Annotated in this window: 19 protein-coding genes and 1 pseudogene; 8 read left to right on the forward strand and 12 right to left on the reverse strand. The window is 63.4% G+C overall.

The window, feature by feature from the left end:
* Positions 1 to 209: 209 nt before the first annotated feature.
* Positions 210 to 2,432 carry an RNA polymerase recycling motor ATPase HelR gene (helR, locus tag RA302_RS28185; RefSeq protein WP_030537430.1) on the forward strand — a complete coding sequence of 741 codons (2,223 nt, stop codon included), beginning with the start codon at positions 210 to 212 and terminating at the stop codon, positions 2,430 to 2,432.
* Here helR and RA302_RS28190 read toward each other — a convergent pair.
* A complete protein-coding gene (locus RA302_RS28190) occupies positions 2,394 to 3,155 on the reverse strand; it encodes an IclR family transcriptional regulator (RefSeq protein WP_003942865.1) in 762 nt (253 codons plus the stop codon). The two genes, helR and RA302_RS28190, sit on opposite strands and share 39 nt — an antisense overlap.
* A gap of 69 nt (positions 3,156 to 3,224) precedes the next feature.
* Between RA302_RS28190 and RA302_RS28195 the strand changes: the two genes are divergently transcribed.
* From RA302_RS28195 to dmpG, 3 genes are read left to right on the forward strand one after another with little or no spacing between them, the layout of a single operon-like run.
* Positions 3,225 to 4,052, forward strand: coding sequence for a fumarylacetoacetate hydrolase family protein (locus tag RA302_RS28195; protein ID WP_007735684.1), 828 nt, complete (start codon positions 3,225 to 3,227; stop codon positions 4,050 to 4,052).
* Positions 4,049 to 4,993, forward strand: a complete 945-nt coding sequence (locus RA302_RS28200) for an acetaldehyde dehydrogenase (acetylating) (protein WP_003943168.1) — start codon at positions 4,049 to 4,051, stop codon at positions 4,991 to 4,993. Before RA302_RS28195 ends, RA302_RS28200 begins: the two co-directional genes overlap by 4 nt.
* Positions 4,990 to 6,018, forward strand: coding sequence for a 4-hydroxy-2-oxovalerate aldolase (gene dmpG, locus RA302_RS28205; protein WP_030537431.1), 1,029 nt, complete (start codon positions 4,990 to 4,992; stop codon positions 6,016 to 6,018). The genes RA302_RS28200 and dmpG overlap by 4 nt, the downstream gene beginning before the upstream one ends.
* A 111-nt stretch (positions 6,019 to 6,129) precedes the next feature.
* On the opposite strand, the gene RA302_RS28210 is transcribed toward dmpG, so the two are convergent.
* Both RA302_RS28210 and RA302_RS28215 read right to left on the reverse strand, forming a co-directional pair.
* Complete coding sequence (locus tag RA302_RS28210) at positions 6,130 to 6,951, reverse strand: alpha/beta hydrolase (protein WP_030537432.1); 822 nt, start codon at positions 6,949 to 6,951, stop codon at positions 6,130 to 6,132.
* 120 nt (positions 6,952 to 7,071) lie between these two features.
* Positions 7,072 to 8,898 (reverse strand): ATP-binding protein, encoded by a 1,827-nt coding sequence (locus tag RA302_RS28215; RefSeq protein WP_030537433.1) that lies wholly within the window; start codon positions 8,896 to 8,898, stop codon positions 7,072 to 7,074.
* Positions 8,899 to 8,973: 75 nt separating this feature from the next.
* Here RA302_RS28215 and RA302_RS28220 point away from each other — a divergent pair, with 75 nt between their 5' ends.
* Positions 8,974 to 9,348: a response regulator transcription factor gene (locus RA302_RS28220; RefSeq protein WP_030537434.1), complete on the forward strand. Its 375-nt coding sequence runs from the start codon at positions 8,974 to 8,976 to the stop codon at positions 9,346 to 9,348.
* A gap of 27 nt (positions 9,349 to 9,375) precedes the next feature.
* Here RA302_RS28220 and RA302_RS28225 read toward each other — a convergent pair whose 3' ends face one another.
* Positions 9,376 to 10,032: a response regulator transcription factor gene (locus RA302_RS28225; RefSeq protein ID WP_030537435.1), complete on the reverse strand. Its 657-nt coding sequence runs from the start codon at positions 10,030 to 10,032 to the stop codon at positions 9,376 to 9,378.
* Positions 10,033 to 10,388: 356 nt separating this feature from the next.
* On the opposite strand from RA302_RS28225, the gene RA302_RS28230 reads away from it, so the two are divergent.
* A complete protein-coding gene (locus tag RA302_RS28230) occupies positions 10,389 to 10,850 on the forward strand; it encodes a DUF6389 family protein (protein WP_030537436.1) in 462 nt (153 codons plus the stop codon).
* A 102-nt stretch (positions 10,851 to 10,952) separates the two neighbouring features.
* On the opposite strand, the pseudogene RA302_RS28235 reads toward RA302_RS28230, so the two are convergent.
* Together RA302_RS28235 and RA302_RS28240 are read right to left on the reverse strand one after the other, a co-directional pair.
* A pseudogene (locus RA302_RS28235) lies at positions 10,953 to 11,243 on the reverse strand (DUF664 domain-containing protein); the annotation flags it as partial.
* A 133-nt stretch (positions 11,244 to 11,376) separates the two neighbouring features.
* A complete protein-coding gene (locus tag RA302_RS28240) occupies positions 11,377 to 11,853 on the reverse strand; it encodes a hypothetical protein (RefSeq protein ID WP_030537437.1) in 477 nt (158 codons plus the stop codon).
* Positions 11,854 to 12,228: 375 nt separating this feature from the next.
* Here RA302_RS28240 and RA302_RS28245 point away from each other — a divergent pair, with 375 nt between their 5' ends.
* On the forward strand, positions 12,229 to 12,600 hold the full coding sequence (locus RA302_RS28245) for an SdpI family protein (RefSeq protein ID WP_158656626.1): 372 nt from the start codon (positions 12,229 to 12,231) through the stop codon (positions 12,598 to 12,600).
* A gap of 44 nt (positions 12,601 to 12,644) precedes the next feature.
* Here RA302_RS28245 and RA302_RS28250 read toward each other — a convergent pair whose 3' ends face one another.
* From RA302_RS28250 to RA302_RS28265, 4 genes are all read right to left on the reverse strand, one after another.
* The gene (locus RA302_RS28250) at positions 12,645 to 13,679 is read right to left on the reverse strand and encodes a MerR family transcriptional regulator (RefSeq protein ID WP_030537439.1); all 1,035 of its coding nucleotides are present in this window, start codon (positions 13,677 to 13,679) and stop codon (positions 12,645 to 12,647) included.
* Positions 13,680 to 13,692: 13 nt separating this feature from the next.
* Positions 13,693 to 14,358 (reverse strand): HEAT repeat domain-containing protein, encoded by a 666-nt coding sequence (locus RA302_RS28255; protein WP_030537440.1) that lies wholly within the window; start codon positions 14,356 to 14,358, stop codon positions 13,693 to 13,695.
* A gap of 82 nt (positions 14,359 to 14,440) precedes the next feature.
* Positions 14,441 to 14,911, reverse strand: coding sequence for a DUF2269 family protein (locus RA302_RS28260; RefSeq protein ID WP_003943264.1), 471 nt, complete (start codon positions 14,909 to 14,911; stop codon positions 14,441 to 14,443).
* 34 nt (positions 14,912 to 14,945) lie between these two features.
* Positions 14,946 to 15,620 carry a DJ-1/PfpI family protein gene (locus tag RA302_RS28265; RefSeq protein WP_030537441.1) on the reverse strand — a complete coding sequence of 225 codons (675 nt, stop codon included), beginning with the start codon at positions 15,618 to 15,620 and terminating at the stop codon, positions 14,946 to 14,948.
* A gap of 205 nt (positions 15,621 to 15,825) precedes the next feature.
* Between RA302_RS28265 and RA302_RS28270 the strand changes: the two genes are divergently transcribed.
* On the forward strand, positions 15,826 to 16,770 hold the full coding sequence (locus RA302_RS28270; protein ID WP_030537442.1) for a helix-turn-helix domain-containing protein: 945 nt from the start codon (positions 15,826 to 15,828) through the stop codon (positions 16,768 to 16,770).
* 8 nt (positions 16,771 to 16,778) lie between these two features.
* Here RA302_RS28270 and RA302_RS28275 read toward each other — a convergent pair whose 3' ends face one another.
* Together RA302_RS28275 and RA302_RS28280 are read right to left on the reverse strand one after the other, a co-directional pair.
* Positions 16,779 to 17,813 (reverse strand): ABC transporter substrate-binding protein, encoded by a 1,035-nt coding sequence (locus RA302_RS28275; RefSeq protein ID WP_030537443.1) that lies wholly within the window; start codon positions 17,811 to 17,813, stop codon positions 16,779 to 16,781.
* A 162-nt stretch (positions 17,814 to 17,975) separates the two neighbouring features.
* Positions 17,976 to 18,647, reverse strand: a complete 672-nt coding sequence (locus tag RA302_RS28280) for a DNA alkylation repair protein (RefSeq protein WP_030537444.1) — start codon at positions 18,645 to 18,647, stop codon at positions 17,976 to 17,978.
* Between the last annotated feature and the right edge of the window lie 87 nt (positions 18,648 to 18,734).

Consider the following 18,734-nt stretch of genomic DNA (forward strand, 5'->3'; position numbering starts at 1 on the left):
CATCGACCAGGCTGGGAGCCGTGCATCAGGCTGGGGGGTCGCGAGAGGATCTGTGGGAAAAAGCCGAGGGAGGATCGACACTCCCTTCCACTATCAATGTATATCGCACCGGGGGCCTTGCGGCAAGGCCCGGGTAGTGCCGCAGAATGGCTCTTCCGATCCCGCACGACCCACTACGGGATCGGAACAGCCAGCGGAAGTGAGGGCACGTGCCAACCCAGGGATACGAAGAAGAACTGCGATCCGAGCGGAACTATGTGGAGGCGTTCTACGCACGCCTCGATGCGGAGCGCGCCCGAGTCAAGGGCAGGTACAGCACCGCTCTGCGCGGAAACGGCGAAGCACTCATGGAACGCGATGCAGAGGTGCGCGCGCTCGCCAAAGAGGTGAAGAGGCTGGACGTAGCCGACAACGGCCTGTGCTTCGGCCGGTTGGACTCGCTGTCGGGTGAGACTTCGTACATCGGCCGAATCGGCCTTCTCGATGCGGACAACGACTACGAACCGGTGCTGCTCGATTGGCGGGCGCCGGCATCTCGCCCGTTCTACGTTGCCACCGCTGCAAACCCGGAGAACATGCGTCGACGCCGTCAGTTCCACACACGCAGTCGACACGTGGTCGATTTCACCGACGAGGTACTCGGGCGCCCTGACGGCGCAGAACACGACACCCACAGCGATTCCGCCTTGCTCGCTGCGGTTAACGCACCGCGAGGTGAGGGCATGCGCGACATCGTGGCCACGATCCAGGCCGAGCAGGACGACATCGTCCGACTCGAACACCCCGGGGTGCTGGTGATCGAAGGTGGCCCCGGTACCGGGAAAACCGTCGTCGCCTTGCACCGCGTCGCCTACCTGCTCTACACGCAGCGAGAGCGAATGGAACGTCACGGCGTTCTCGTGGTCGGGCCGAACCCGGCGTTCCTGAACCACATCGGCCGCGTACTGCCCTCGCTGGGCGAGTCCGACGTGGTGTTCATGACCACCGGTGATCTCGTTCCGGGTTTACGCGTCACCGCCGAGGACGCTCCTGAGGCCGCTGGGCTCAAAGGCTCGCTGAAGATCCTGGACGTTCTCGGCGCAGCGATTGCCGATCATCAGCGATTGCCCGAGAACCCGTTGTTGATCGAATTGGCGGACGTCACAGTGCGAATCGACGCCGAAACGGCGGAGTGGGCCCGAGAAGAAGCTCGTTCGAGCGGACTCCCCCACAACGACGCTCGCACTGTGTTCACCGAAATCGTCACCTGGGCACTGACCGAGCGGGCGATAGCGCGGATCGGCAAGGGATGGTTGACACGCAGTGACCGTGAAGCCTGGGAACAAGTGCGCGCAGATCTGACCGCAGAGTTGGCGGAGAATGACGCGTTTGCCGCCGCACTCGACGCACTCTGGCCGATCCTGACACCGAAAGAGCTACTGACACAGCTGTTTACTTCGCCGGAACGCCTACGCAAGGCAGGCGTAGACGAGACACTGTTGCGCCGAGAGGGCGATGCCTGGACGGTGTCCGACGTTCCGCTTCTCGACGAATTGGTGGACATGCTCGGCCGGGACAAGCCCGTCGACCAGAGTGCCGAACGTGAACGCCGCGACGAGGCTGCATATGCAGCGGGCGTGCTGGACATGATGATCAGTCGCGAAGACTTGATGGACGACGAGGATCATCTCCTCGCCCAGGACATGCTGTACGCCGAGGACCTGGCGGATCGTTTCGTCGAACGCGATACCCGGGAGCTCGCCGAACGCGCTGCTGCTGACCGAGACTGGACGTACAGGCATATCGTGGTCGACGAGGCACAAGAGCTGTCCGAGATGGACTGGCGAGTCCTGATGCGCCGCTGCCCGGACCGGTCTTTCACGGTAGTAGGTGATCTCGCGCAACGACGTTCACCCGCAGGTGCTCGCTCGTGGGCGACGATGATGGAGCCGTACGTCCCCGGCCGCTGGATCTACCGATCCCTGTCGGTGAACTATCGCACCCCCGCCGAGATCATGAGCGTCGCCGCCGCCTTGCTCGCCGAGTTCGCGCCAGACGTCCAGCCACCCGAGTCCGTCCGCGCCTGCGGGGTCCAACCGTGGTCCAAGCGAATCTCCGCCGACGAACTAGCCTCCGCCATCGACGAATTCAATCAGGACGAGGCCGGACGCGAGGGTACGAGCGTCGTCATCGGACCTACGAGTGTGCCCGGCGCTGTGCCGGTTTCGGAAACGAAGGGCCTCGAGTTCGATGCCGTGCTCGTCGTGGAACCGGAGCGAATCATCGCCGACGGCCCACGCGGTGCGTCTGAACTCTATGTCGCCCTCACCCGCGCGACCCAACGTCTCGGCGTCCTACACGAGGGGCCATTGCCGCACGCATTGACCGGGCTCGTCCGGGTCGGGACGGCCAGATCACCGCAATCGTTCGCGGCGAGCGATCGTGCTGTGTAGGCCTTCGGCAGCAGCGCGCACGTAGGACACCTGGCTCTCGGGGACGAAGCGACTGGTGGGACCGGTGACACTGATGGCCGCGACGGGTTTGTCATTGGTTCCGAATACCGGCGCCGCAACGCATGCGAGACCCGGCGCTGATTCCTCGCGCTCGAACGCAATACCGGTCTCGACCACTCGGTTCAATTGGGTGTTGAGAATGCCGGGCGCAACAATTGTGTGCGGGGTTCGGCGCGTCATCGGCTCCGACAGCACCTCGCGGCGAAACTCGTTGTCGGAGAATGCCAGGAGCGCCTTGCCGATTGCGGTGCAATACAGCGGTATCCGGCCACCGGTCCGGGACGGCGAGTTGGCTTGCCGGTGTCCGCCGATCTTCGCGACGTATACGACGTCGTGGCCGTCACGGACCCCCAGGTGGACTGTCTCGTGGGTCCGCTCGTACAGGTCCTGGAGGAACGGCATCGCCATCTCCAGGAGGCTACGTTCGAGAGAGGCGAGCATGCCGAGTTCGAAGAGGCCGCCGCTGAGCCGGTAGCCACCGTCGATACGGTCGAGTAGCCGGTTCGCGACCAGTTCGTTGGCCAGGCGGTGCACCGTCGCCTTGTGCAGGCCCGTCCGCTGGACCAGGGTGGCCAGAGGCAACACGTGGTCGTCGGCCCGGAAGGCGCGCAGGATCGTCACCGCCTTGCCGAGCACGGTGTCGAGGTTTGCGCTGCCAGTCACCTCCCCAGCGTATCGCTGAGTGAGACAGTTCCCTGGCGCAATCTCGGTGCCGCGGCGAAAGTAGTGGCCATGAGCCAGCCCACGAATACCAGTACAGCTAGCGAGACCGACATCGCAGCTGCTGCGGACCGCCTCGCAGCCGCCATCGCGAGCGGCACTCCCTGCGCGCCCGTGCGCGATCTGATCGGCGCCGACGACCTCGTCGCCGCCTATGCCGTCCAGCGCCGCGTCGACGAAATCCGTCGGCAGGCGGGGGCCGTGGTCGTAGGCCGCAAGATCGGCCTGACCTCGGTGGCAGTCCAGCAGCAGCTCGGTGTCGACCAGCCCGACCTCGGCGTGCTGTACGCCGACATGGAGTTCCCCGCCGGCGGCGCCATCCCCATGAGCCGTTTGATCCAGCCCAAGGTCGAAGCGGAAGTTGCCTTCGTGCTCGGTGCCGACCTCGTGGACGGACCGCTGGACAGTGCGCAGGTGCGCGGTGCGATCGACTACGCCGTCGCCGCGATCGAGATCTGCGACAGCCGCATCGAGTCGTGGGACATCAAGTTCGGTGACACCGTCGCTGACAATGCGTCCTCGGGCGTGTACGTCCTGGGAACCGAACGACGCACCCTCGACGAGGTGGAACCCGCCGGCGTCGTCATGTCGATGTCCGTCGACGGCACCGAGGTGTCCACCGGCGTCGGAACCGCCTGCCTGGGCGATCCGATCGAAGCCGTCGTCTGGCTCGCCCGCACTGCACGTGAGTTGGGGCAGCCGCTGACCGCAGGGCAGGTGATCCTGTCCGGCGCTCTCGGCCCCATGGCACCGGTCACCGCAGGCAACGTAGTCACCGTGACCGTCTCCGGGCTCGGTTCCGTCACCACCAGTTTCTCCAGCGAAGAGGACAACGCATGAGCAAGGTCAAGGTCGCGATCATCGGATCGGGCAACATCGGCACGGATCTGATGATCAAGGTGCTGCGCAACTCCGACTACCTGGAGATGGGCGCGATGGTCGGTATCGACCCCGCGTCGGACGGCCTCGCTCGCGCGGCGCGTCTGAACGTGCCGATCACGGCAGAAGGCGTCGAAGGCCTTGTCGGTCTGCCGAACTTCGACGAGATCGAGATCGTCTTCGACGCCACCTCGGCAAAGGCTCACGTGGCCAACAACGCGCGGCTGGCTCCCCTCGGCAAGCGCATGATCGACCTGACGCCTGCCGCGATCGGACCGTACGTCGTACCGGCTGTCAACGCGGACGAGCACTTGGACGCACCCAACGTCAACATGGTGACGTGTGGCGGCCAGGCCACCATCCCGATGGTTGCCGCTGTTTCTCGGGTCGTCCCGGTGGCGTATGCGGAGATCGTCGCGTCCATCGCCTCCAAGTCGGCCGGCCCCGGAACGCGCGCCAACATCGACGAGTTCACCGAGACCACGTCCGAGGCGATCGTGGCAGTCGGCGGCGCTCGTCGCGGCAAGGCCATCATCATCCTCAACCCCGCTGAGCCGCCGCTCATCATGCGCGACACGGTCTTCTGCCTCGTCGACGCACCGGACCCGGCTGTTCACGACGAGATCCGTCAGTCGATCGAGAAGATGGTCGGCGACGTGTCCGCGTATGTCCCCGGCTACCGGCTCAAGCAGGAAGTCCAGATCACCGAGATCCCGGCCGACCAGCCCGTCGAGACGTTGCTCGTCGACGGCAATCGCCCCACCCATCAGGTGTCGGTGTTCCTCGAGGTCGAGGGTGCTGCACACTACCTGCCTGCGTACGCCGGCAATCTCGACATCATGACGTCCGCCGGAATGCAGATCGCGGAGCGCATCGCCCAGCAGAAGGAAGCAACCAAGTGAGCAACCGCAAGATCTTCGTCCAGGACGTCACCCTTCGCGACGGCATGCACGCTGTCCGCCACCGCATTTCGCCCACCGACGTCAAGCGGATCGTCACAGCTCTCGACGCTGCCGGCGTCGACGCGATCGAAGTAGCACACGGTGACGGCCTCGCCGGCGGCTCGCTCAACTACGGCCCCGGCTCGAACACCGACTGGGAATGGATCGAAGCAGCGGCCGAGGTACTCGAGCACGCTCGTCTCACCACGCTGCTACTTCCGGGTGTCGGCACGATCAGTGAACTCAAGCATGCCTACGACCTCGGTGTGCGCTCGGTTCGCGTTGCCACGCACTGCACCGAGGCCGACGTCTCCGCGCAGCACATCGAAACCGCCCGCGAGATCGGCATGGACGTCTCGGGCTTCCTGATGATGAGCCACATGGCGCCTGCCGAGGAACTGGCGAAGCAGGCCAAGTTGATGGAATCGTATGGCGCGCACTGCGTCTACGTCACCGACTCGGGTGGACGTCTGGTGATGAACGACGTCGCGGATCGTGTTCGTGCATACCGCGACATCCTCGACGAGGGCACCGAAATCGGTATCCACGCCCATGAGAATCTCTCACTCTCGGTTGCCAATTCTGTTGTGGCCGTGCAGAACGGCGTCACCCGCGTCGATGCTTCGCTTGCCGGTCACGGCGCCGGTGCCGGCAACTGCCCCCTCGAGGCCTTCATCGCCGTCGCCAACATCGAAGAGTGGGAGCACGGCTGCGACCTGTTCGCCCTGCAGGATGCCGCCGACGACATCGTCCGACCGCTGCAGGACCGGCCGGTCCGCGTCGATCGCGAAACCCTCACTCTCGGCTACGCCGGCGTGTACTCGAGCTTCCTGCGCCACGCCGAAGCTGCGTCGGAGCGCTACGGAATCGACGTTCGCACACTGCTGCTCGAAGCTGGACGCCGCCGTCTGGTGGGTGGTCAGGAGGACATGATCGTCGACATCGCGCTCACCCTTGCGGCGCAGGCGAGCAAGGAAGCCGTCTGACGCGCTGCCGAGTTCTCTGATACCCGAGTCCCGTCTCCGGACGAGGGCGGGACTCTGTCACGTAAAGGCCGGTGGTGACCATACGGTCACCACCGGCCTGGGCTGAATGGCTTACTTGGCGATGAAGTCGAGAATGTCTGCGTCCAAAGCCTTCTGGTAGTCGCCGTAGATTCCGTGCGGCGCACCCTTGTAGATCTTCAATGTGCCGTCATTGACCAATTCGATTGCCTTGAGGGCGGCTGCGCCAATGGGAACGATCTGGTCGTCGTCACCCTGCGCAATGAAGACGGGAACGGTCAACGCCTTCAAGTCCTCGCTGAAGTCCGTCTCCGAGAACGCCTTGACACAGTCGTAGGCAGCTGCCAGATTGACCAGCATTCCCTGGCGCCAGAAATCGTCCTTCGCCCCCTGGGACACGTTCGACCCCTCGCGATTTGCGCCGAAGAACGGCTCGGCGATGTCGCGATAGAACTGCGAACGGTCGGTGAGAACTCCGGACCGGATGTCGTCGAACGCTTCGATCGGTGTGCCCTCCGGGTTGTTCTCCGACTTCACCATGATCGGCGGAACGGCGCCGGCGGTGATCACCTTGGCAACACGCCCTGCGCCGTGTTGCGCTGCGTACCGAACGACCTCGCCGCCTCCGGTCGAGTGACCGACGAGCGTCAGATCGTGGAGGTCGAGCGCTTCGACGAGTTCAGCCAGATCACGGGCATAGGTATCCATGTCGTTGCCCTGATAGGTCTTCGAGGACCGGCCGTGGCCGCGACGGTCGTGTGCGATGGCACGGTAACCGGCGTCGGCGAGCACCTTGAGTTCCAACTGCCAGGCGTCCGAGGAGAGGGGCCAACCGTGGCTGAGCAGCACAGGCCTCCCGGCGCCCTGTTCGGTGTAGTAGATCTCGGTTCCGTCGGAAGTGGTGATGTACGGCATGATGTCCTCCTGGGCGAAAGGTTCTCGTTGGGTAACAAGAACATTCGTCCACTTCAGGAGCGATGTCGTCGCTGCTGGCTTTCATTGTGGGGGAGCGCTACCCGGGGAACCCACTACCGGCTAACTGGTAGAGGGATCGATGCGAACGGTGATGGTGGTGCCACCACCGACCGGGCTCGAGATCGTCAGAGTTCCTCCAACCGCGGCAACGCGGTCCTGCAGCCCGATCAGACCCGAACCGCTTTCGGCGTCTGCTCCCCCCTTGCCATCGTCACTGATGGTGAGGTCCAGACGACCCTCTTGCGAGACGGCCGCGATCGTAACCACGGACGCGTCGGCATATTTCGCGGTGTTGGTGAGCGCTTCAGCGACAACGTAGTACGCCGCGACTTCCACAGAATCGGTTAGTCGAGTGACGATCTCGGCTGTGAGCGCGACCGGGATCGGACTGCGGCGAGCCAAAGTCTTCAGCGCCGGCGCGAGACCCCCGCGGGACAGGATCGCCGGGTGAATCCCTCGCGAGAGTTCACGAAGATCGGTATTGACTTGAGCCAGTGTCTCAACGGTGCGGGCCAAGCTGATTCGCAGCTCATCGAATCCGTCGGGAACTGCGGCCTGAGCGCCGCGTAACTCCATCCCGAGAGTGACGATCCGCTGTTGCGCCCCGTCGTGCAGGTCACGTTCGATGGTTCGGCGGGCTTTGTCGGCTGCAGCCACGACGCGCGCCCTGGACCGTGTGAGCTCGCGCCTGGTTTCACCGTTGTAGACCGCGGTTGCGAGCAGGTCTGCGAAGTCGGTCAACCGGTCCTCGACGTCACTCGCGAGAACACGTCCCGTACCGCCGATGATTACAGCTCCCCACGTCCGACCGTCGACGTTGATCGGTACCCCGATTCCCGTACGCAACCCGCGTCCGCGCAGCCTCCCCGCGATCGCCCCTGTCGCAGTGGTGAAGTCGATGGCAATCGGCGCACCCGAAGTCTCGACGATCGTGCAGACGTTGTATCCACCGACAGGGAAGCGTTCACCCGGGATCAATCGTTCTCCGGTTGTAGTATCGTCCCGCGCAGCGAGAATTGTGAAGTAGTCGTCGTCGTCGTAACGCACGACCGACACGTGTTCGATGTCCAGTCCGTCGGCCAACTCCGCGGCGACAGCATGATGGACATCGTCGGGTTCGGCTCTCGAGGCAACAAGTGTCGCTACGCGTCGCAGTGAAGCCTGCTGACGCGCCAACGCGAGAGTCTGTTCGAGAAGTACCCCGCGATCTCGCACAGCTGCAAGCAGGGCCTCGAGCGACGGTACGATTCGTTGAACGCGGCGAGCATCGGCCTGGGTCAACTCTGCCGGTACAAGTAGCGAACCCGCGACACAGGCTCCATCCCGTAGAACGATCCGCCTCTGCCCGCGCCCCACCGGGGCATCCGCGGGCCCTAACTTCGCATACGGCGCGGGCAGGTCGAGCACGGCGGACAATCGCACGCTCGCGTCGTCAAGCATCTCCACTACATTCGACGTCCGAAGCATCGTCCGAGCCAGCGCAGCCAACAGATCCGCCTCACGACGACGCTGATCCGATTCCATGGCGCGAAGACGTGACTGACCGACGAGAACGTTGGTCAGCAAGGCCAGGACGAGAAAAACCACCACTGCCGGTACAAGGCTTTCACGGCTTTCGACGACGTGGATGTAGGCGTACGCGGCAGTGCTGGCAACCGCCGTCGCAATTGACAGCCGAAATCCCCAGCCTGCCGAAACGACGAGGACACCGAAAAGAAAAACCGCGCCGAACGCATTCTCGGGTGCAATCCGCTTCAACATCAGAACGAGAAGAATCTCCACGACAATCAATCCCGTAGCCAGGGCGATGCCCCAACCGAGGGGAGGAGCGCTCGGACGCAGCACGGACGTGACGAGACGGCCGCGCAACGGAACTGACGAAGTCATCGGACGCCCGGGTTCCCCGAGAAATTACGGGTAGCGGTAATGCCGGGTGCGCCGACGTCTGACAGCCTTGACAGGGTGAAGTCTTCCGACCGGAGCTGCCTCATCGTCGACGACAGCGATGCATTCTGCACCGCTGCACGACGAGTGCTCGAGGCCGCGGGTATGACGGTTGTCGGAACCGCATCCAGCCTCGGCACGGCCATCACAGTGGCCGAAGCTACCCACCCCGACCTGGTCCTGGTGGACATCGACCTCGGTTTCGAAAGCGGATTCGACGTGGTGGAGATTCTCCACGCCGCCGGTTTGGCGCCGACGCCGGCCATCATCCTTGTGTCGACACACGACGAAGAAGACTTCGCCGATCTTGTCGAATCGAGTTCAGCCATCGGATTCCTCTCGAAGTTCGAACTGTCCGCAGACTCGATTGCGCGGATTCTTTCGCAAGGATGAGTGTGCCGATTCAAACGCAGACACCCGTCAGCTGACGGCATCGAGATACATGATGACTGCGCGCACGCGGCGATGGTCGTCGGCGGTACTCTCCAGATCGAGCTTGGTGAGGATGCTCCGCACGTGCTTTTCGACGGTGCCCTCGGTGATCCACAGCCGACGCCCTATCCCCACGTTCGACAGGCCTTCTGCCATCAGCGTCAGCACTTCTCGCTCGCGGACGCTAAGTGCCGCCAACGGGTCGTCACGTCGCCTGGCCGCCACCAATTCGTAGACCAGAGCGGGATCGATGACCGAGGCGCCAGCTGCGATCCTGTCGAGCGTCGCGACGAAATCGTCTACGTCGGTCACTCGACTCTTGAGGAGGTACCCGATCCCCTTCCCTCCGTCGAGAAGCTCCAACGCATGATCGACCTCGACATGTGCTGACAGTAAAAGCATTGCAACGGAGGGGAACTCTCTTCTTATACGCAGCGCTGCGTCGAGCCCTTCCGAAGTGTGTGACGGTGGCATCCGGATGTCGATGATGGCCAGTTGCGGATTTTGCCCGTCGACCAGTGTCAGCAGTTCGTCCGCATCCCCTGCCTGTCCGACGATTTCCAGGCCTGCCCGAGTGAGCAGGCTGGCCACCCCCTCCCGTAGGAGCACGTCGTCGTCGGCGATGACCACTCGCAGGGCCGTCACAAGACTCGGCTCGATACCTGTTGCACGAGGGCCGCCTTCCACTTGCAGTCCGCACTCGCAAGTGCGTGGCGGCCGGAGATGGGACCACCGCTTAAAAGATAACGGACATATGCCACCTTCACCGCTCTGATCTCGAGGAGCGAAACCGTCGTGCGCAGATTCCGCACTCAACGCTGCGAGTCTCCCCACATCAATACAAGCCAAACCCTATCGATTTCCGAAAATGCTTGCAGGCGAATGGTTATCCTTTGACACGAAGATGCACTGCGAGTCCCCCAGGTCTCGTCATCGCTCCACATTTCGGCCAAGACCCGATACCACCATGCTCGAAGCCACGAGTTCTATATTCTGAGTCCGTGGAAGCTACCGAATACCGTGACTCGCTGAGGTCCGTCCTCGACACCACATCGTCGGTAGCCGAAAGCCGGCTGGCGGCGATGCGCGCCGCGGCGACAGCACATGCCGAAGGCATTGTCATCGACGTCTCCGTGGACCAGGACGGCGAGGGCACTTTCGGCGTCTGGGCGCGATTCGACGATCCGGATGCGTTCAGTTTGAATCAGCAGATCGGCGACGAGCGGGAGCTTTTCAGCGTGATCTGGGGTGAGGAAGGCTGGGAGCCACCGGTTCCCACTCGTCCGCGAGAGTGGTCACGCACGGAACTCGAGAAAGTTATCGTCGGTGTCGTTGCCGAGTGGGTCGGCGCGCTCGTTCCCCCGACTGCATCCGAACTGCACTGGGAAGTAACAACTCCCGACGGAGCGACCGACCCGATACCTGTGGGCCCCGATTTCGGTAGTGGACATTCGCCTCAATGAAGCGCGGAAGCTGTCGGCGAGACGGACGACTTCGAACCACTGTTGTGATCGATGTTGCGATGTCACCGACCGGTCGAACCGTCGATAAGTTCGCGGAGGATGTCAGCGTGCCCGGCATGGCGCCCGGTCTCTTCGCTGAAACGTCGCTTTCCAATCCGTCACGTTTTCGGCGAGAAACATCGATCGTTCGACAAAGGTCAAATGATTGACCAGCCCGAGCAAGGTTGTTCCCGACCGAACAATTGTGGTGCGCACCTGAGGTTCCGGAGCACCTTCAACCTCGGCAGCGATCGAATCACGCAGGTAGTCGAGAAACGCGCGCAGCGTATCGGTCTCGCTAATCCCTGTCCGGGGCGGTGGGACATCACGGCGGCTCCGACGCGACGTTGCCATGGTGGATCTCCTTCCTCGGTGAAGAACGACGAAGAGGCTTCATTCCTGGATAGGCAGTACCGATCCTTCCGAACTCACGCCGATCCCGCATCAAATTTTGCCGTTGCGGCAAAGGCCCGCTTAATTGCCGGTATCACCGCGCCGAATGCAGGTCGCGCACAAGTTGAGGCGTCCGCCACTTGCCGACCTCGAACGGCCACCGCCGCAGCGGATAAGCGAGACGGGCCACGAAGTAATTGACGTATTCGACGACGCCGAAAGCCCACACCACCATGATGGCCGCCGCAGTGACGAAATGATCTGGTAGCCAAATGAGCACGCCGAGGAGACCGACCGCCAAGACGACAATGTCGAGGACCCGAAACACACGGTAGAGCGCCGCGAGGCGGGCAGGCATCGGCGCCTGCTCGACCCAGCCTCGGGCAAGCAGCCAATAGACACCCGCTTGCACGAGAACCACGAGCATTGGGGCCAGCGCCGACCACAGCGCCGCGGAGTCTTTCGGACCTTCGAGCCGAGGCATCACGACGCTGACAGCCACGGCGGCAAACACTCCCGCGGCGGCCAGTTCGCCAAGACCGAGGCTCAGGTACCTGCGTCGCAAACTCATTCGCCGTTGATCCACCACGTGAGAGACCATATCCGTTGATCACCGCGCAGCGGGTGCGCAGCAGCTTCGAGGCTTTGCCTGAGATCGATCAGGCTCACAGCCAAAGGAATACGGTTCACCTCGACTTGATTCGGGCGGATCATCCGGCACGTGTTGGCGGATCCGGCGGGAAACCTTTTCTGCCTAGGCAATCCACACTAGGGCTTGTCTGAAAACTAGTCCGAGATCGAGTCCACTGCTCATCCGACAAAGCCTGAAAGTGCGTCACCCGATCAGCAGTACATACATTCGTTCGCATACAGTCGGATGTGTCCCAGCGGCACCCCAGACTGGAATGTCCGCTGTGTCAAATCTGCCGACAGGGGGGCTGGACGGGTGGGATCGCCTGACTTACTGGGTCTGACGGCCTCACTGTCGTCGTCGACGCTTATCCTCGCCTTCGTTGCTGGGCTCATGCCGCGACTGGTCGGTGATGAACCGAATCCCGTTGTCGGCATACGAACGAAGGCAACGATCTCGAGCCCCGAGGCGTGGCAATTGGCCCATCGGATTGCGTGGCCCCTTCTACGCCGGACGGTGTGGACAGCCGTAGTGGGACTGTGCATGCAGGTCACCATCGGTGTCGTGACAGGTTTCGGATCTGTGGTGTCGGCTGTCGCCTCAACAGTCGTGTTTCTAGCGGTGCTCCTTGTCCTGCTCTGTGCAGCGTTGAAGGGCAACGCCGCGGCAAAATCGTTGCGGCGCTGACCACCCGGGCCCGCATTTTTCAGAGGTGCCCTAGTTCTCCGATTTCAGTTCCCGATACGCGGTCGTTCGCGTCGGCGTGGTCCACGGTCCCGCATCGCGAGGATCGCCGCTGCCGTGGACGCGACCGTCTTGTCGTCGTCGCGTGTCAGCCGGGCGAGCGCTTCCCGGGCCGCCGCGCCGGGAATCTCAGCGAGTGCCTGCGTGATTCGCAACCTCGTCGGGGCGTCGTCAGTGCCGTCGAGCCTTGCCTGCACGGCATCGACGACCTCACCGCTTGTCGGTGAGTGCTCCGCGAGAAGACCGAGCACCTCTCCGGCCTCGACGTCGCGTCGCCCGTCGGCGACCATCTCGAGGAGAGCGGGCATCGAAACGGTCTCTCCGCGAGATCCGAGGGTGAGAGCAGCGTCGGCGCGGACTATCGCGTCCGAATCATCGAGAGCTCGCTTCAGAGACCGCGTTGCCTCCTCGGTGTGGATCCCGGAGATGGCGGACATCGCGCGGCGCCGCACCTCGACGTCCTCCGATTCGAGCCCCTTCGCGAGACCTGCAAGGCCCGCACCTTCGGTTCTCGCCAACGCCCATTGCAACGCGCCGGCCACGTTGGCATCCTTCTCCGACAGGATGGCCTCGACGAGTGCGTCGACAGGCAATGCCGCATTCGCATCCTGCGACAGGATCGCTTGCTGACGGTGGGCAGCGAACTCGGATTCGAGTGCACGCAACAGCGAGACCATGCGCAGGACGTCATCCCACTCCGAAGGGGCGGATGCGTCGACCCTTTCGAGTTTGGTCAGCAATTCCTCCTCCGCCGCGATCCGTTGCCGAGTGTGTTGCATGAGTTCACCCACCAAATCGGCCGGCGCGAAGTCGGGTTCGTCCAGTGCACGCTTGGCCTCGTTCAACGAGAGCCCCAACGTCCTCAAGCTCTCGACGTGGAAGAGTCGACGGATGTCGTCGGCGGAGTACTCCCGGTAACCGCCGGACGTGCGGCCCGTCGGCTTCACCAGTCCCAAGGTGTCGTAGTGACGCAGCATCCGTGTGCTGACACCACAACGCCGCGAGACCTCGCCGATCAACATCCGTCTCCCCTTCCTACGCGTCCGGGCCGATTGCCGCGACGCGCTTCGCCAACTCGTGAGAGAGTGCGAACCCACCGTCGGGGTCGTGCCAGAGTTGCTTTGTAGCATCAGCATGCGCCCGGACACGCGGATTCGGGCTCATACCGGCCGCGTCGAGCACCGGGAGTACAGCCTCGCCGAGTCCGGTCAAAGCACGGCTCAGACTGAGCTGCATCTGCAGTTCACCCCGCCCGAGTTCGGTCGCCAGATCCGCAGCGAGTGCACCCTCGACTCCTGCCGGCACGAGTGCCACTGCGGCGCGCCACGCACTGCGCGCGACCTCGTCGTCCTGGTCGTGCACCAGCGCAGAGACCGCGGGCCACGCGATCGGATCGCCGATCTTGGACAAGGTGTGGAGCGCCTGACTGCGGGCTTGCGAACAATCGGCCCCGAGCTCACGGATCAGCCTCGGCACCGTAATTTCGGCCGGCAAGCGGCACAATGCCCAGGTCAGCATGTCGCGGACGAAGAAGTCCGGCTCGACGGCGCACCGATCGATCAGGGCATCCGTCAGCTCAGGGTCCGGGCGCGTGCCGACAGCGAGCGCGGCACGCAGCCGAACCGAGGGATCAGCCGCGGCCAATGCGTCGACGAGGTGAGCATTCCGCCCACCATGGTTGGTTGTGTTCACGACAACCACCTCCTTCGTCGACCATTGGAGTCCTTGTCACTGTGTCAAGGTCAAGCGTCGCTGTCTCCGACACGGGAAATATCGCCTCGGATCACACGCCGGTTGTCGATCCTGGCCGAAAGATCATCAGCACGACGACAACGACCCAGAGCAGATTGAAGATCCCCGTCGCTGTGCCCAGTCGACGGGTGAGCCGCGTTGCGACATCCACAACGGACCCGGTTCCTTCGATCGCCGCCATTGTCAGCCGTTGGGCGGGAAGCACGACCGCGGTGAGTATTACGGCGGCAACGACGGTGAGTGCGATCGAGGTGAGGATCCACAGGTCACCGAGCACTCCGAGATTGACGGCGGTGGCGACACCGAGCATCGGAACGACAACGCCGATCGTGGCATACACCCGAACGATGCGATGCAGCATGCCCGTCGTCGCAACACTGGCGCTGTCCGGATCGGCGAGCGCGGCGCGACTCGCCACCGGGAACATACTCGCCGCCACAGCGACGGGGCCGATGGCAAGAATGGCCGCAATCACGTGGAGGGACAGCAGGATTCCGGTCATGGGATTTCTCGCGTTTCGGTACGCACAAGCGTATTCACGCAGCGTCCGGGGCGAAGGTGATTACGGGCTCGGCGCCCTTGGCCGACCACACCGTTCCACGACGCTCGTAGTCGAAGAGCGCTTCGACCTCGAGACTTATCCGGGGCCCGAGGCATCGTTCCAACAGGTACAGGCCAAGGTCGAGACCGGATGTCACACCGCCGGCGGTGATCAGGTCACCGTCGTCGACGATTCGCGCCTGGATCGGAATAACGCCGCCGGCCGCCAGTGCGTCCACGGCAAGATGGTGCGTCACGGCGCGGCGCCCTTCGAGAAGCCCTGCCATCGCCAGCGCCAAAGATCCTCCACAGACGGTCGCAACAAGAACACCAGGATCGTCGAGTGCACGCCGCATCATGACAGGCAGTTCGGTTTCCGTTGTGGCCGCGAGTCTTTCCGGCAAACTGGTGCCCGGCTGGTCCGCATCGGGTTCGAAGAGACCCGATGCTCCGGGAACGATGATCAGATCCGCGTGTTCGACATCGAGGGTTGCAGTGGTGGTCATAGCGAGTTCACCACTTCCACTCAGGACGGTCCGAGGCCCCTCCGCGCTGACGAGTTCGACACTCAACGCCCCACCGCTGGCGAGACCCCCGGCGTAGAGCACCTCGTACGGACCCACGACATCCATGGGATCGAATCCGTCGAACAACACGATCTGCGCGTGCACTGCAACCTCCGATTTTGTGCGACGCGCTCCTGTGCGCGTCGCTGTTCCTACGACAGTAGGAGGAAGTTGACCCCTGCGGCGACGGCTGAAAGCCAACCTTCGACGGCTTTCAGCCAACCTCACATATTCTGCGAAATACCAGTTGAGAGGATATTTCACGACACGAGATCGCAGAATCTCGCGCCACATACGCTACGTTTCAGACATGCATGACGTTGCAGTTCTCGCGTTGCCCGGAGTGGTGCCGATGGACCTGGCAGCACCCCTCGAAGTCTTCGGACGATGCAGGCTTCCCTCAGGCGCACCGGCGTACCGGACCGCCGTGTGCGCGCTCACCGAGGAGGTGGAGACCGGAACGTTCACGATGCGAGTACCGCACGGACTGTCACGTCTCGCCCAGGCCAGCACGATCATCGTCCCCGGTACCGCCGATCTCGACGTGCCGGTCGACGCCGAGATCATCGACGCCCTCAGATCAGCCGCAGATCGCGGCACACGCATCGCATCACTGTGCGTCGGCGCATTCACCCTCGCCGACACAGGCCTGCTCGACGGACTTCGCGCGACGACGCACTGGGCGGCTGCGTCGGAGTTGGCCCGCCGGCACCCGGCTGTCGACGTCGACGCCGCCGTTCTCTACGTAGACAACGGGCACGTCCTGACTTCCGCCGGCGCCGCGGCCGCACTCGACCTGTGTCTGTACATGGTCCGTCAGGACTACGGGTCTGCCGTCGCCGCCGACACGGCACGTCTGAGCGTGATGCCGCTCGAACGTGCCGGAGGGCAAGCACAATTCATCGTTCACGAGCCTCCCGTACCCAGCGGGACAACCCTTCGACCACTACTGAACTGGATGGAAGAGAACCTCGGGGAGCAACTCGACATCACGACAATCGCGGCCAAGGCAACGATGAGCACTCGCACGCTCAACCGCCGATTCCAGGAACAAATCGGTACGACGCCGTTGCAGTGGCTCCATCACGCGCGGCTCCGCCAAGCGCAATTTCTGCTCGAGACTACCGACCACTCGATCGAACGTGTTGCGGGACAGGTCGGATTCAATGCTGTCACGACGTTCCGCGAACGCTTCCGAGACCTGGTCGGTACCAGTCCACAGCGATACCGGACGCAGTTTCGAACTTCCCGCTAGCGGGCCGGTCAGCCCTTGACGTTGCCGGCAGCGGTGTTCAGAACTGTGGCGACGTCGTCGAGGATGTACGGGATGGTCAGGACCGTCAGTCCGCCGAACGCGAAGTTCTTGTCGACGCTGAAGTCCTTGGTGGATGCCGTACGCCCATCGACGATCACCGGCTGAGCTGCCACCAGTGGCTCGGCGAGGAACGCGTTCAGAGAGTCCTTGTCGTAGGCCACCACGAACAGCACGTCAGACGCAATCAGCGGCGCCTGCTCGGTGCTCAGCTCGAAGTACACGGCCTCGGGATCCTTGGCGGGATCGGCCTGCTGGATCGTCGGCTCGTTCTTCAGACCCAGCTGCTCGAGGAACTCGACACGCACGTCGGCGTTCTTACTCACCGCGAAGGTGCTCGGACTGTTCGGGAGTCCGATGGTGACGGTCTTACCTTGCAACGCAGGGTTCTTCGCAGCCGTCGCGCTGATCGCGGCGTTGGTCTTGTCGATGAGCGTGCCGGCCTCGGCCTGTTTACCCAGCGCCTGACCAGCGATGGTCACCTGGTCCTGCCACGACGCGGTCCACGGCTCGTCCTGGAAGGAAACCACCGGCGCGATCTTCGACAGTGCGTCGAATTCCTGCTGAGTGAGCCCGGAGTACGGGGCGAAGATGAGATCTGGTTCAGCCTTGGCGAACTGCTCGACAGGTGCTTCGCCCGTTCCGTCACCCGACAACAAGATCGGCTGCTCGCCACCGAGCTTGTCGAGTGCCTCGGCGTCCCACTTCAGAATGCCCTGCGCGTCGGCCCCGTACTGAGGTCCGGAGAAAGTGGGCATCGCGACCGGGACGACACCGAGCGCCAGGAGGGCGTCCTGATTGGACCATCCCCAGGTTGCGACCCGCCTGGGCTCCTCCTTGATCTCGGCCGTGCCGAGGGCCGACGTGATCGTCACCGGGAACGCGGCGTCGACTGCGGATGAAGTCCGGGTGCTGTCTTTGTCGCCGTTGCTGCTGCAGGCCGCCATTCCGGCCGCCAGCCCGCACGCCGCCACGACGGCTACCATCCGGCGGACACGGCTGCCACCACTTCGTCGCTCTGACAGCCCTCGTCCCAAAATTCTCGCCACGCCAGGACCTCCCGGTCGATCGACCTGCTCAGACACCCCGAGCGGGTGACGGCGCCTAACGTAGCACGAAGGTAACCCTATCCTCAGTTGTCGTGCGCTCTACTTTGCCCTCTGTCGTCGCACCATCTCCGCGATCCAGATGGGCGCAAACGGCGAGGTGCAGTTCGGTGGAGTCGGGTAATCCTCGAGCACCCGCAGTCGCTCACCGATCTCGATTGCCCGGGCGCGGTACTCGGCATGTTCGATCCCGATCTGAGCCAGGCAGTGATTCATCGCCCATTGCAGGCGGTCAGGAGCATCCTTCATCTCCGCCTCGATGACGTCGAGTAGCCCTGAAAGGTCAAGTCCCTCGGGCTTCTTCGCGACACGTTCGGTGGTCAGAGCCCACCCGGCGCTAGCGACCACAGGATCAGGGTCAGCGGTCCAGGCCACCCGCAACTCCTCGGCATGCGGGTTCTTCTTCACCACGTAATTGACGAGCCAGTCCTGCACCTTCGGAGTGCGGGCCTCTCGCAACATGACATCCAACTCGTCACGCTCGAACGCCTTCGGGCGGCAGATCAAAAGGGCCAACAATCGCGCCGCGGTATCGCCCGTCGCCCAAAGCTGTTGTGCGAGTTCCTGCTGAGTCTTCAATCGCTTCGCAACAGCGCGCAGTTTTGTGAGGTTCACACCGTGATCGTCACCGTGCTTCTCGTTCACCGCACGCGCCTTCGGATCTTCGAGAGCAGCCAACTCGTCCATCACCGCGGCAACCGTCGTTTCGGCCACTTCGTCCTCCAGTCACTACTTCTGCGATTCCCCTACAAGCAAAGCACGGGAAGGCGGGCGACCTACGTTTGAAACCTCGGCCAATGG

It is taken from the genome of Rhodococcus sp. DN22 (genome assembly GCF_036669995.1).
GTDB lineage: Bacteria > Actinomycetota > Actinomycetes > Mycobacteriales > Mycobacteriaceae > Rhodococcus_F > Rhodococcus_F erythropolis.

Coding starts and splice junctions, on each gene's coding strand:
- RA302_RS28195 (WP_007735684.1), top strand. CDS start 3,225: ATGAGCCAGCCCACGAATACCAGTACAGCTAGCGAGACCGACATCGCA.
- RA302_RS28200 (WP_003943168.1), top strand. CDS start 4,049: ATGAGCAAGGTCAAGGTCGCGATCATCGGATCGGGCAACATCGGCACG.
- RA302_RS28210 (WP_030537432.1), bottom strand. CDS start 6,951: ATGCCGTACATCACCACTTCCGACGGAACCGAGATCTACTACACCGAA.
- RA302_RS28215 (WP_030537433.1), bottom strand. CDS start 8,898: ATGACTTCGTCAGTTCCGTTGCGCGGCCGTCTCGTCACGTCCGTGCTG.
- RA302_RS28240 (WP_030537437.1), bottom strand. CDS start 11,853: ATGAGTTTGCGACGCAGGTACCTGAGCCTCGGTCTTGGCGAACTGGCC.
- RA302_RS28250 (WP_030537439.1), bottom strand. CDS start 13,679: ATGTTGATCGGCGAGGTCTCGCGGCGTTGTGGTGTCAGCACACGGATG.
- RA302_RS28260 (WP_003943264.1), bottom strand. CDS start 14,911: ATGACCGGAATCCTGCTGTCCCTCCACGTGATTGCGGCCATTCTTGCC.
- RA302_RS28270 (WP_030537442.1), top strand. CDS start 15,826: ATGCATGACGTTGCAGTTCTCGCGTTGCCCGGAGTGGTGCCGATGGAC.
- RA302_RS28275 (WP_030537443.1), bottom strand. CDS start 17,813: ATGGTAGCCGTCGTGGCGGCGTGCGGGCTGGCGGCCGGAATGGCGGCC.